General features: G+C 61.1%; 8 protein-coding genes. 3 read left to right on the top strand and 5 right to left on the bottom strand.

Features of this window, described 5'->3' with window-relative positions; all coding sequences use genetic code 11:
• Nucleotides 1-77 precede the first annotated feature (77 nt).
• Both U6037_RS25835 and U6037_RS25830 read left to right on the top strand, forming a co-directional pair.
• Nucleotides 78-1,187, top strand: coding sequence for a DUF3182 family protein (locus U6037_RS25835; protein WP_322844975.1), 1,110 nt, complete (start codon nt 78-80; stop codon nt 1,185-1,187).
• Entirely contained in the window at nt 1,177-1,932 is a 756-nt protein-coding gene (locus U6037_RS25830) for an alpha/beta hydrolase family protein (RefSeq protein ID WP_102901724.1), read from the top strand. The genes U6037_RS25835 and U6037_RS25830 overlap by 11 nt, the downstream gene beginning before the upstream one ends.
• Before the next feature lie 93 nt (nt 1,933-2,025).
• Here the strand turns inward: U6037_RS25830 and U6037_RS25825 are convergent, their stop codons facing one another.
• Genes U6037_RS25825 through U6037_RS25810 form a run of 4 tightly spaced genes read right to left on the bottom strand, consistent with a single transcriptional unit; the run spans nt 2,026 to nt 6,003 of the window.
• On the bottom strand, nt 2,026-3,015 hold the full coding sequence (locus tag U6037_RS25825; protein ID WP_322844974.1) for a lysylphosphatidylglycerol synthase domain-containing protein: 990 nt from the start codon (nt 3,013-3,015) through the stop codon (nt 2,026-2,028).
• The gene (gene clsB / locus U6037_RS25820; RefSeq protein ID WP_322844973.1) at nt 3,012-4,286 is read right to left on the bottom strand and encodes a cardiolipin synthase ClsB; all 1,275 of its coding nucleotides are present in this window, start codon (nt 4,284-4,286) and stop codon (nt 3,012-3,014) included. The genes U6037_RS25825 and clsB overlap by 4 nt, the downstream gene beginning before the upstream one ends.
• Complete coding sequence (locus U6037_RS25815; RefSeq protein ID WP_322844972.1) at nt 4,283-5,080, bottom strand: endonuclease/exonuclease/phosphatase family protein; 798 nt, start codon at nt 5,078-5,080, stop codon at nt 4,283-4,285. Before U6037_RS25815 ends, clsB begins: the two co-directional genes overlap by 4 nt.
• The gene (locus U6037_RS25810; protein WP_322844971.1) at nt 5,077-6,003 is read right to left on the bottom strand and encodes a DUF72 domain-containing protein; all 927 of its coding nucleotides are present in this window, start codon (nt 6,001-6,003) and stop codon (nt 5,077-5,079) included. Before U6037_RS25810 ends, U6037_RS25815 begins: the two co-directional genes overlap by 4 nt.
• A 348-nt stretch (nt 6,004-6,351) precedes the next feature.
• On the opposite strand from U6037_RS25810, the gene U6037_RS25805 reads away from it, so the two are divergent.
• Nucleotides 6,352-8,445, top strand: a complete 2,094-nt coding sequence (locus tag U6037_RS25805; protein WP_322844970.1) for a mechanosensitive ion channel family protein — start codon at nt 6,352-6,354, stop codon at nt 8,443-8,445.
• Between the two features lie 117 nt (nt 8,446-8,562).
• Here the strand turns inward: U6037_RS25805 and U6037_RS25800 are convergent, their stop codons facing one another.
• On the bottom strand, nt 8,563-12,849 hold the full coding sequence (locus U6037_RS25800; RefSeq protein WP_322844969.1) for a DEAD/DEAH box helicase: 4,287 nt from the start codon (nt 12,847-12,849) through the stop codon (nt 8,563-8,565).
• Nucleotides 12,850-12,957 lie beyond the last annotated feature (108 nt).

Raw genomic sequence — 12,957 nt, 5'->3', positions numbered from 1 at the left:
ATTTTCGTAGAGTGGCCGTTGGCCTGATCTCTGCACCTCTCACCGCTACAGTCATCGAACCGATGGAAGGGGGACGCATGACCCCGAAACCCCGCAGGAAAATCGTCGTCGCCCACTCGGTGCGCGCCGACGCACCGCAACATGAAGTACAGACCAACAAGTCTCTGGCGCGATGGCTGGCGCAGATTCTCGGATGCAAATTCGGCGGCAGCTACGACCCGGACAAACACCGCGGCCGTGACCTGTATCTGCTACCGACGCAAACCATCGTCGGCGCCGCCAGCGCTCATCAACTCGGTATCACAGGCCCTGACGATTTGTGGGGTGGCTTTGTCGAGCACGATTTTATTTGCACCAAAGCCATCAGCCACGGCCTGCGCAGTCATCTGGCCCACGCGCCGCAAGGCTGGTCCCCGCTGTTTTCCGAGCGGGTGCGCAATGTCGTGCTCGATGGCCTCAGTGTGTTTGCACTGGCAGATGCGCGGCCCGCCGCCGAGCATCTGCTCTACAGCGGTCCCATTCGCCTGAAGCCGATTCATGCCTGCGCCGGACGCGGCCAGGAAGTGATCAATAGCCTCGACGCCTTCGACGAAGTGCTCGCTCGACCTGAAGCCGCGAAGTTGTTCAGCGAAGGCGTGGTGCTGGAGCAGGACTTGAGCGACGTCGTCACCCACAGCGTCGGCCAGTCATTCATCGGCGATAGAGTGCTGAGTTACTGCGGTGATCAATACTTGACCAAGGATGCCCGCGGCGAAGAGGTTTACGGCGGCTCGAACTTGCTCGTGGTGCAGGGTGGTTACGACGAGCTGCTGACGCTGGATCTGCCTGACGATGTGCGTCTGGCCATCGAGCAGGCGCAGGTTTTCGATAGTGCGGCGAATGAAGCCTATCCACGCTTTTACGCCTCACGACGCAACTATGACATCGCCCAAGGCCTGGACAGCAACGGCAAAACCCGCAGCGGCGTGCTCGAGCAATCCTGGCGTATGGGCGGTGCCAGCAGCGCCGAAGTGGCAGCGCTACAAAGTTTCGTCAATGATCCGGGGATGCGCGCGATCCGCGTGTCTTCGGTGGAAACCTACATCGATCAGCCGCTGCCGGCGGACGCCATCGAGGTCTATCGCGGACCGGCTGAAAACAGTGAATTTCTCCTCAAATACGTAACGGTCAAATCCTATGACGGCTAGAAGCGAAAGCATTCAAATCGACATTGATGATGAACAGATGAGCGGGACCTTTCTCAGTCCCAAATCGAAAGTGCCGGGGGTGTTGTTTGTCCATGGTTGGGGTGGTAGTCAGGAGCGCGACCTTGAGCGCGCCAAAGGCATCGCCGGTCTGGGTTGCGTGTGCCTGACCTTCGACTTGCGCGGACACACCGGCGGCACCGGGATCCCGCTGACCCGCGTTACCCGTGAAGATAACCTGCGTGATTTGCTCGCGGCCTATGACCGCTTGCTCGCGCATCCGGCGCTCGACACCTCGGCGATCGCCGTGGTCGGCACCAGTTATGGCGGTTACCTGGCGGCGATCCTCACCTCGCTGCGCCCGGTGCGCTGGCTGGCGTTGCGGGTGCCGGCGCTGTACCGCGACGAGCAATGGCACACACCCAAGCGTGAGCTTGACAAGGCCGATTTGCGTGATTACCGCAGCACGCTGGTGCGGGCTGACACTAATCGGGCATTGCATGCCTGTTCGCAATTCACCGGCGATGTGTTGCTGGTGGAGTCTGAAACCGACGATTACGTGCCACACGCGGCGATCATGAGTTACCGCGCGGCGTGCCAGCAGACCCATTCACTGACGCACCGGATTATCGATGGCGCCGATCATGCGTTGAGCGAGCCGGTGTCGCAGCAGGCGTACACCTCGATTCTGGTGGACTGGATTACCGAGATGGTCGTGGGTGAGCGGTTGAGCATTATCCAATCCTGAAGATCAAAAGATCGCAGCCTTCGGCAGCTCCTAGATTTGAAATGTATTCTCCCTGTAGGAGCTGCCGAAGGCTGCGATCTTTTGATCTTGATTCTAATGTCTGGGTTTCTTCTCTATTCGCAGTGCCTTGGCCTTGGCCTCAACCACCAGATACATCACGACTGTGATCAACAACGGCAGCAGAAAATAAATCGCCCGATACGCCAACAGTCCCGCCACCAGACTGCCCCGCGAAGCCTCGTGTTGCAGCAATGCCACAAACACCGCCTCCAGCACCCCAAGCCCCGCCGGAATATGCGTAATGACCCCGGCGATCGCACTGATCAACAACACGCCCAGCACCAACGGATAATCCAGTTTGCTCGGCAGCAAGGTGAAAATCACCGCCGCCATCAGCGACCAGTTCAATGCCCCCAACAACAATTGCAGGACCGCCATGCGCAACGACGGCAAATTGATTTCCACGCCGCGAATCGACCACTCGCGACGTTTGGAAAACTGACAGGCCGCGAGATATCCCGCGCCGATCAGCAGTAACAGCACGCCGATGCCTTGCAACGCACTGCTGCTGACTTTCCAGCCTGGCGGCATTGTCACCAGCCCACTGCTGAACACCACGCCAGCAATGGTCATGTAGCCGAACCAATTGGTCGCCAGACTCAAACCGAGAATCTTGGCAATGTTGCCTTTGCTCACGCCAAGGCGCGAATACAGCCGATAACGCATGGCGATGCCGCCGACCCAGGCGCTGAGATTGAGGTTGAACGCATAACTGATGATTCCTACCGGCAGAATCTGTTTCCAGGTCAGGTCCTGACGAATGTAAGTGCGACCGATCAGGTCGAAACTGGCATACACGAGAAAACTCAGCAGGGTCAGGCTGGCGGCGATAATCAATGTGCGCACTTTGAAATCGGCAAGGGTTTGCAGCACCTCGGCCCATTCGATGCGCGTGGCGAACAGCGTCAGCAACACGATCAGCGCGAGGAAAAACAGCAGCGTCAACGGACGCTTCCAGCGGCTCCATTTCGAGTGCGTTGCTGGCCCCGAAGGCTGGGCGGAATGCACCTCGGCATGGTTCATGAACGGTCACCTCGAAACGGCTTGAGCCTTGGTTTGTGCGCCGGTAGCCAACCGGCCATCGCCGGGAAATGCCGCAGAAAGTGGAACACCAGAAAACCCACGGTCATGTGCCAGATACGGCCACGCGGTGACTGGCTGGCGTCCATGGCTTTGCAGTGGTTTTGGCTGAGGTCTTCAAGGCGCTCGAACAAGTGCTGATTGAAGGCGCGGTCGCGGATCAGCACGTTGGCTTCAAGGTTCAGCGACAGGCTCAGCGGGTCGAGATTGCTTGAACCGACGGTGCTCCATTCGTCGTCAACCAGCGCGACTTTACCGTGCAGCGGGCGCTGGCAATATTCGTGGATCTGTACGCCGGCCTTGAGCAAATAATCGTAGGTCATGCGCGCCGCGAGTTTGGCCACCAGCATGTCCGGCTGGCCTTGCAGAATCAGGCGTACCTCCACCCCGCGCCGCGCCGCATTACGGATTTCCCGCAGCAAGCGATAACCGGGGAAGAAGTAGGCGTTGGCGATCACCACGCGGCGTTTGGCGCGGCGCAGTACCTGCAAATACACGTCTTCGATATCGCTGTGGTGCTGGTCGTTGTCGCGGAACACCAGGCGCACCTGACCGTCGTGATCAGTGAAGGCCATCTCGGCGCGACGCTGGCGCCGGCGTTGCCACCAGAAACGTGCGCGTCCGGGGCGACCACTTTGCAGCAGGGCGAAGTGGTGAATGTCGGCGACCGCCGGACCCTGTACTTGCACCGAGTAATCCTGCTTGGCTTCGGGACCGAAATCGGCCAGGTGATCGCCGGAAAAATTGATCCCGCCAATGAACGCGATCAAGCCGTCGACCACCACGATCTTGCGGTGCAAACGGCGGAACCAGTTGGTACGAATGCCCAGGCGTTTCGGCGCCGGGTCGAAGATCTGCAAATGCACTCCGGCCTCGCTCAGCGCGGTGAGATAAGCGGTGGTCAACTCGCCACAACCGAAGCCGTCGAGGCTGACGGTGGTGCGCACGCCGCGCCGGGCGGCATCGATCAGAATCTCCTGCAACTCGGCACCAACCTTGTCTTCGAAAACGATAAAGGTCTCGAGGAGGATCTCACTCTTCGCCGCGCGCATCGCTTCGAAGACTCGCGGGAAAAACTCTTCACCGTTTTCCAGCAGCTCGACACGGTTGTTGCCCTGCCAGCGGTACTCGACATCAACGTGGCCGGGCTCGCGTATCGGCGGGGTGATGGCGATCGGTTCCACGGCGGATTTCTCCAGTGGTGCACTGCTCATAGTTCGATCTCCACCGATAACGGTACATGGTCGGAAAGGTGCGACCAGGGGCGGTTTGCCAGGACTTTCGGCACGCTGGCCTTGAGATTGCGCACGTAAATACGATCGAGGCGCAGCGTCGGCAGCCGCGCCGGAAAACTGCGCGCCGGTTTGCCCTGATGCTCGGCAAACACTTCGCGCAGGCCACAAGGTTTGAGCTGCGCATCGGCGCGCTGGCGCCAGTCGTTGAAATCGCCGGCGACGATCACCGGCGCGTCGTCGGGCAATTCCGCCAGGCGTTTCATGAGCAGATCGAGTTGGGCATTGCGATGACTTTCGCGCAGGCCCAGATGCACGCAGATAGCATGCACTTCGGTGCCGTCACCGGGCAGGCGCAGCACGCAATGCAGCAGGCCTCGGTTCTCGTGGCCGCTGATCGACACATCGAGGTTGTCGTGGCGGATGATCTGGAATTTCGACAGCAGTGCGTTGCCGTGATCGCCCTCCGGGTACACCGCGTTGCGCCCATAAGCGAACTGCGGCCAAAGGCTGTCAGCGAGAAATTCGTACTGCGGCATCGTCGGCCAATTGTTGTAGCGCTTGGGGTGCTGTTCATGGGTGCCGTGGACTTCCTGCAGGAACACCACGTCGGCCGCGACGCTGCGCACCGCTTCGCGCAACTCCGGCAGGATGAAGCGTCGGTTGAGCGCGGTAAAACCCTTGTGAGTGTTGACCGTCAGCACCGTGAAGGTGCGAACCGAAGGCGCGACCACCGATCTTTCATCCGTGAAGCCGACCGGTTCTGGAATGCTCATGGCAGCACTCCTTCGCCAGCCGTCTCGCCGGGGCGGGTGGCGAGGTCTTTATCCAGTTCGAAGCGATGCAGCAGATCTCGTGCGTCGTAGGGCGCGCGGACCTTGATGTCGTTGTCGAAGTAGCAGAACACTTCGCGGGATTTGCGTGCGCGTGGTTTCAGGCGTGGCGCAATCAAATGCGCATCTTTGGGTTGCTCGCCGTGGTGCCAGGCGTCGATGCGCTCGGCCCAGCGCTTGAGGGCCGGCGCGGTGTAGCCGCTGGCGTAGAGCTCTTCGGCGCCGTGCAGGCGCAAATAGACAAAGTCGCTGGTGAGGTCTTCGCGGTACGGCCATTTGTTGGCGGTGTCGGCGATCACCAGCGCGGTGTTGTGGCGTTTCAACAAGCGCACGAACTGCGGATCGATGAAGCTTTCGTTGCGGATTTCCACCGCGTGGCGCAACGGTTTCTTGCGCCAGGCTTTCATGCTCGCCTGGCCGTGCAAGTGCGAGTCATGCTGATGGGCGAGGGTGGCGGCGGCTTCGGTGTCGTGGGGCAGTAGCGCGAGGAAATGTTCGAAGCGCTCGGGTTCGAATTTGAAGTTTGGCGGGAATTGCCAAAGGATCGGGCCAAGTTTTTCCTTGAGTTCCAGCACCCCGGAGGCGAAGAAATTGGCCAGTGGTTTTTCGATCTCGCGCAAGCGACGGATATGGGTGATGAAGCGTGGAGCCTTGACGCTGAAGACGAAGTCGTCGGGTGTTTCGGCGTACCACTGGGCGTAGCGTTCGGGCCGTTGCAAGGCGTAGAACGATCCATTGATTTCGATGCTGTTGACCGCTCGCGACGCGAACTGCAATTCGCGTTTTTGCGCCAGTCCCTTGGGGTAGAAGTCCCCGCGCCACGGTGCGTAGCGCCAGCCGGAAATACCGATGTGAATCGTCGCCATGCCACCCTCCCGTCGAAAGTCCTCGTGTTGCCGGTATCTTTTGATGACTGCGGGCGGTGCGGGAAAGTTTCGACGGTATTACGGACGGTCACGTCTTTAAGGTGAAGATCAAAAGCGCTCCCCCTCACCCCAACCCTCTCCCCCAGAGGGAGCGAGGGGGAAGGGAGCAGATCTTCATGGTTTTCAGGGTTTGAGTTCGACTCCGGATTTGCAAGTCGGTGTACTTCTCGCAGGCAACTCGGTCAGCTCCCTCTCCCTCCGGGAGAGGGCTGGGGTGAGGGTGCTCTTGAACTTGCTGTGCAATTACCGATCAGTTCCTTACAGGTTCAGCCAAGGGAGATCGGAGTTTTGGTCAAGTTCAGGATCGCTATGCTGCTGGGAGCACTGTTGTTTCTCGGCGCCAGTGAAATCGACGCCGCCGCATTACCGGGCATCCCGGCCGCCACCGAAGAAGCGGCCAAACCTGAACCGATTGTGCAGGGTGGTCTGCTCGGTGCGATCAGTTCAAGCATCGACGACGTCCAGGACAAGCTCGATCTCAACGAACACCTGGTCGACGCCTGGCGCCTGCGCGCCGATCGCGCCGCCGATGAAGTCGACAAACTGGTCAACCAGCCGTCGAATCGCTCGGGCTGGAGCGTCGCCGGGGATTTCCTCTTGTTGTCCGGCACTTGGCTCGGCAGTTTCGCGCTGCTCACCGTGCTCGGCAGCCTGTTGACCAAACGCCTGCGTGAGGGTCGCTGGTTGCGCACCCGTCAGCGCAGTCAGGATCTGCTCGGTTACTTGCTGCCGTACACCGTGCCGGCGCTGATCTGTCTGCCGTTGACGTTGTATGTCAGCCATTTTCTGCAAGCCTCGGTCGGACGCGCGCTGGCGCTGTGTCTGGCCTACGCCACCAGCAGCGGCATCTTTTCGACTTCGATGTTGCTGTGCGTGGTGGTGATGTTCAACGTCGGCCATAAACGTCCGGCGGCGCGGATCATTCGTGATTATTGCCCGCGCCCGCTGTTCCTGATCGGCTTCCTCGCTGCTCTCAGCGATGCGCTGACCAGCCCGCAGATCGCCCGTCAATTGGGTGGCAATATCACCAGCAGCATCGCGGTGTTTACCGGGTTGGTCGCCTCGATCATTTTCGGTTTGCTGGTGATTCGCCTGCGTCGCCCGGTGGCACACCTGATCCGCAATCGCTCGCTGAGCCAGCGGCTGAAACAGCCCTCGTTGCAGGAGTCGCTGCGGATTTTTTCCGGGCTGTGGTATTGGCCGATCGTGCTGATGGTGCTGGTCTCTGCGGTCAATCTGATCGGCATCGGCGAGGACAATCAGAAAGCCTTGCGCTGCGCGCTGTTCACCACGGTGCTGCTGATCGGCACGGTGTTCCTCAGCACGATCCTGCAGCATCTGTTCAAGTCACGAAAAGCCGAAGCGATCCAGCGCAGCAGTGCCTACAAGGAGCGTTTTCTCAGCCTGCTGCACGCCTTGCTGAGGATTGTCATCGCCATCGCGTTCATCGATATCCTCGGGCGGATCTGGGGCGTGTCGCTGCTCGATTTTGCCCAGAGCAGCACGGTCGGTCGGGCCATCAGCAACGCGCTGAGCAGCATCGGTCTGATCTTCCTGGTGACGTGGTTACTGTGGGTGGTACTCGACACGGCAATTCAGGAAGCGCTGAAACCACCGGTCAGCAAGCGCGGCGCACGCCAGCCAAGTACGCGGGTAAAAACCATTCTGCCGCTGCTGCGCAACGCGATCAAAATCATCCTTGTGGTGATTTGCGCGATCACTACCATGGCTAACCTGGGAATCAACGTTGCGCCACTGCTGGCCGGTGCCGGGGTGGTCGGTCTGGCCATCGGTTTCGGTTCGCAGCAACTGGTGCAGGACGTGATCACCGGGCTGTTCATCATCATCGAGGACACCCTGTCGATTGGTGATTGGGTGGTGCTCGATTCCGGGCACGCCGGCACGGTCGAGGGGTTGACCATTCGTACCCTGCGTCTGCGCGACGGCAAGGGCTTTGTGCACTCGGTGCCGTTCGGCCAGATCAAGGCTGTGACCAACCAATCGCGGCAGTTTGCCTTTGCGTTTTTCTCGGTGCAGTTCACTTATGACACGGACGTGGATAAAGCCATTGAGCTGATCCGCGAGACCGGTGATTCGATCCGCGAAGACCCGTTCCTCAAGTACAACCTGCAAGGGCCGCTGGATGTGTTTGGCGTCGACAAGATGGATTTGAACGGTGTGGTGCTGACGGCGCAGTTCAGGACGGTGTCGGGTGGGCAATATGCGGTGAGCCGCGCGTTCAACCAGCGCTTGAAGAAGCTTGTGGATAACAGTCCGGTGGTGCATTTCGCGCAGACTTATCCACAGCAGGTTTTGTTGCCGAAGCGCCAGCAGGAGGGGGCTGTGGTGGCGAACGAGGTGCCGCAGGAATCGCGGACTTAACTGCCGGATTTTGAGGTGGGATTACCGACGCCATCGCGAGCAGGCTCACTCCTACATTTTGGAATGCGTTCCCCTGTAGGAGTGAGCCTGCTCGCGATGACGCCAGACCTGCCAACCTCAATGCCGGATCAATTTGCTGCGCACCAGCTCCATGCCGATCTGATCCAGCTCGAGCCAGAACTGCTGCTTGCCGGCAATCTCGGCTGCTACTGGCAAACCATCGCGATACACCAACCGATTGCTCACCAGCGCCGGCACTTTCACCCCCGGCAACAACGTCCCGGCCAGATTCAGCGGATCCACCCCACACACCGCAATCAGACTGCCGTCATGCGGCCGTCGCCGTGCTTCGCGCAGCAGCGGAATCGCTTCGGGCAAGGCAAACTGTTCCCCCGCCAAGCCACTCACAAACCGCCCGCCGCGAATCTCGCCGCGCGCCTCCAGCCGATGAAACGTGCGCAGCAATTCGCGCCAACTCGGCAACCAGTCCGCCTCGCGCTCCAGCAAACGCCAGAACACCACGCCATAGCGCCGCAACAATGTCATCGCGACATGTTCAAGGATTTCGCTGTTATCCACAGCCGCCCCGCGCCGCAGCAATGCCCAACGTCCGGCATCATCCATCCCACCCACAAACGCGCCGCGCCCGCGCCGACTGCTGCGCTGCTGGCGCTTGCTCGCCGGGGTGATCAGCGCGCGCAGGCCGGCGAAGCTGTCGGCGTTCACCAGGCCGGCGCCGACCAGTTCCTGCAAGGCGATTTCCAGCTCGGTGCGCAGCAGGTGCGCTTCATGAATCAGCTCATCGAAAAATAGCGCGCCGTGCTGGCTCAAGGCTTCAAAAACCTTCTGGGTTTTCGGCGAAAGTTCGCTCACCGGCGTCTGTTCGGCCAGCGCACTCCACAGGCCGACCTGACTGCGCGGCAGCAGCACGATAGGCGTGCTGCGCAACGCCGTACCGCTGATTTTTTGCCGGGCACTGAGGCGCGTCCACACCAGTTTGCCGTTGCGGCACAGCTCATCCAGCCAACTTGGCGAATAGTCTTTTAATCGCGCCGGGAGGATATCGCTGTCCCACGCCGAAGCCGCCGCCGCGTAGCCTTCGAACTGGCCGATAATCGCCGGCAACACGGCTCTACCCTGACCGCGAGTAGAAGGCGAGAGATGCTGCCAGTCGAACAGAAACCGCATGAAATCCTGCAGCGCTACCGGTTCGATTTCCCGGCGCAGGCGCTTGACCGTGTAGCGATGAATGCGCGCGAGCAGATGCCGTTCGCACCATTCTTCAACGTTGACCTTGGGCGTGAACTGACCGCGCAGCACATAACCTTCGCGCTCCAGTTGCGCGAGGGCTTGATGGACTTCAGTGGTCGGCAGCGCGAGCGGTTCGGCAATCGCGGATAACGGCAGCGGTCCGAAGGCACCGAGGCGCGCGCGGATCACTTCGATCAGCGCTTCATCGAACGTCCAGGCTTCATCGAACCCCGGTAACGCCTCCAGTTCGTCTTGCAATTTGGCCTGTGGATAAAGCGCTTGCAGACAGGTCAGGCGTTCGCGGGCCAGCCACAAGCCATGCTCGGAGTCGATCTGCAAACGGCAGGCGCGCCCGCTGCGGGCCAGGGTTTCCAGCCATGCGCGCCAGCCTTCATTCGCTTGCACTTCCCCCTCGCTGACGCATGCAAGGCTCATCAGCGCTTCATGCATTTCATCCACAGCGTTCGGCGTCGGCCAGGCTTCTTCGCGCACAGCGGCAATCGCATCGGCATCCAGGGCGCCGAGATCATCGGTCGATTGTGGATCGCTCCAGCGCCGGTTGATCACTGCTTGAGTGCGACGTTCTTCCAGCGGTGCATCGTCGAGAAAAGTGTAGGGCCGCGCGCTGAGAATCTCCGCCGCGAGCGGCGAGGGCGCCGGCAGATCGCGGCTGATCAGACGCACTTCGCCACGCTCCATGCGCCGCAGCAGATTGATCCAGCCTTCGCTGTCCATCGCTTCATGCAGACAATCGTCCAGCGTCTGCTCGATCAACGGGTGCTCGGGGATTTCCCGCTCACCGGCGAGGTTTTCCAGGCAGGCGATCTGATCGGGAAACACGCTGGCAATCAGGTCTTCGCTTTTCATCCGCTGCAATTGCGGCGCAACTTTGCGCCCACCGGTAAAACGCGGCAGCGCCAACGCCACCCCGGCATTCCAGCGCCAGCGCACGCCGAACAGCGGCGCATCGAGTACCGCTTGAATGAGGATGTGCTCGGCGCTGTTGCTGTGCAGGTAGCGCCAGATGTCATCCAGTTCAAAACTGTGGCTGGTGGACAGCGACAACACGATCGCGTCTTCGCTGGCGGCGGCCTGCAATTCGAAGTTGAAGGTGCGGCAGAATCGCTTGCGCAGGGCCAGGCCCCAGGCGCGGTTGATGCGGCTGCCGAACGGCGAGTGAATGATCAGTTGGGTGCCGCCGGATTCGTCGAAAAAGCGCTCCATCAGCAGCGTGTCTTGCGAGGGCAGGGCGCCGAGGGTCTGCCGGGCGGGGGCGAGGTATTCGACCAGTTGTTCGGCGCTGGCGCGGTTGAGGCCGAGGGTGTCGATCAGCCAGTCGAGCGCCGGTTGCAGGTCGCCGGGGCTGGCGCCAAGCAGTTCGTCGAGCTGCGCTTGCAGGCGCGCCACGGCAGCCGACAATTCATCGCTGCGCCCCGGTGCTTCGCCGAGCCAGAATGGAATGGTCGGCGGCTGGCCGTGGGCATCTTCGACCCGTACCTTGCCGGTTTCCACGCGCAGGATCCGATAAGACGTATTGCCGAGCTGGAACACGTCGCCGGCGATGCTTTCCACGGCGAAATCTTCGTTGACGCTGCCGATGTTCAGGCCTTGCGGCTCAAGCATCACGCTGTAATCGGCGTTGTCGGGAATGGTGCCGCCGCTGGTCACGGCAGTCAGTTGCGCGCCACGCCGGCCACGCAAGGTGCGGCTGACGGCGTCGCGATGCAGATAAGCGCTGCGGATGCCCTGTCGGCCGTTGTAGCCTTCGGCGAGCATGCTCAGCAGGGCCTGATAGTGTCTTTCGTCAAGGTCACAGTAAGGCGAAGCTTGGCGGAACATCGCCAGCAAGGCGTCCTCCGGCCATTCCTGACAGCTGACTTCGGCGATGATCTGCTGCGCCAAAACATCCAGCGGCGCAACCGGAATGTGCAGGGTATCGAGTTCGCCACGGCGCACGCAGTCGAGCAGGGCGGTGCATTCGATCAGGTCGTCGCGGGTGGTCGCGAACAATCGACCTTTTGGCGTGCCACCGACCTGGTGCCCGGAGCGACCGACCCGTTGCAGAAAACCGGCAATGGAGCGCGGTGAGGCGATCTGACAGACCAGATCGACTTCGCCGATATCGATGCCCAATTCCAGCGAGGCGGTGGCGATCAACACCTGCAACTCGCCGCGTTTGAGGCGTTGTTCGGCGTCGAGGCGAAACTCCTTGGCCAGACTGCCGTGGTGCGCCGCCACCGCGTGCTTGCCGAGGCGTTCGCTGAGGTGCCGGCTGAGGCGCTCGGCCAGTCGCCGGGTGTTGACGAAAATCAGCGTGGTGCGGTGTTCCCGGGCGAGTTCAGCGAGGCGATCATAGACCAGTTCCCAGACATCGTTGGCCATCACCGCCGACAACGGCACGGGCGGCACCTCGATGCCAAGATCCCTTGGTCGGGCGTGGCCGATATCGATGATCTCGCAGGGGCGCTCATGGCCGACCAGAAATTGCGCCACGGCGTCGACCGGTTTCTGCGTGGCGGAGAGGCCGATGCGGGTCAGCGGTTCGGCGCATAACGCTTGCAGGCGCTCAAGGCTCAGGGCCAAGTGGCTGCCGCGCTTGCCGGCGGCCATTGCGTGGATTTCATCGATGATCACCGTGCGCGTGGTGCCAAGCATTTTTCGCCCCGACTCCGAGCCGAGCAGAACGTAAAGAGATTCTGGAGTGGTCACCAGAATGTGCGGCGCCGATTTGCGCATGGCCGCGCGTTCTTTCTGCGGCGTGTCACCGGTGCGCACGGCGGTGGTGATGTGTACTTCCGGCAGGTTCATCTGCCGCAGTTGTTCGGTGATCCCAGCGAGCGGGTTTTGCAGGTTGATGCGGATGTCGTTCGACAGCGCTTTCAGCGGCGAAACGTAGACCACCAGTGTTTCGTCGGGCAGACCTTCAGGGTTTTCCAGGCCACGGTGGACGAGGTCGTCGAGCACGGCGAGAAATGCGGTGAGGGTTTTTCCGGAACCGGTGGGCGCGGCGATCAGCGTCGAGCGGCGCTGGCGGATCAACGGCCATGCGCGGGCCTGGGCGGCGGTGACCGTCGCGAATGTGTGGCTGAACCAGGCGCTGACGGCGGGGTGAAAGCCTGCCAGGGCCGCGTCCGTGGGGATGGGCAGATTCATGGCTTAAGTTATGCGGGCGCAGGGAGGAAGATGCAAGTACCGCTCAGGATCTTCAGCGTCTGGCAAGGCCTCATCGCTGGCAAGCCAGCTCCCACAAGGATTGCGGTG

This window comes from Pseudomonas sp. B33.4 (genome assembly GCF_034555375.1).
Taxonomy (GTDB): domain Bacteria; phylum Pseudomonadota; class Gammaproteobacteria; order Pseudomonadales; family Pseudomonadaceae; genus Aquipseudomonas.
The sequence above is the reverse complement of the archived record's forward strand: the minus strand, read 5'-3'. Positions and strand labels throughout refer to the sequence as shown.

What these genes read in the sequence shown, in the direction of transcription:
- clsB (WP_322844973.1), bottom strand. Translation starts at nt 4,286, where the DNA reads ATGAGCAGTGCACCACTGGAGAAATCCGCCGTGGAACCGATCGCCATC.
- U6037_RS25835 (WP_322844975.1), top strand. Translation starts at nt 78, where the DNA reads ATGACCCCGAAACCCCGCAGGAAAATCGTCGTCGCCCACTCGGTGCGC.
- U6037_RS25825 (WP_322844974.1), bottom strand. Translation starts at nt 3,015, where the DNA reads ATGAACCATGCCGAGGTGCATTCCGCCCAGCCTTCGGGGCCAGCAACG.
- U6037_RS25830 (WP_102901724.1), top strand. Translation starts at nt 1,177, where the DNA reads ATGACGGCTAGAAGCGAAAGCATTCAAATCGACATTGATGATGAACAG.
- U6037_RS25810 (WP_322844971.1), bottom strand. Translation starts at nt 6,003, where the DNA reads ATGGCGACGATTCACATCGGTATTTCCGGCTGGCGCTACGCACCGTGG.
- U6037_RS25800 (WP_322844969.1), bottom strand. Translation starts at nt 12,849, where the DNA reads ATGAATCTGCCCATCCCCACGGACGCGGCCCTGGCAGGCTTTCACCCC.
- U6037_RS25815 (WP_322844972.1), bottom strand. Translation starts at nt 5,080, where the DNA reads ATGAGCATTCCAGAACCGGTCGGCTTCACGGATGAAAGATCGGTGGTC.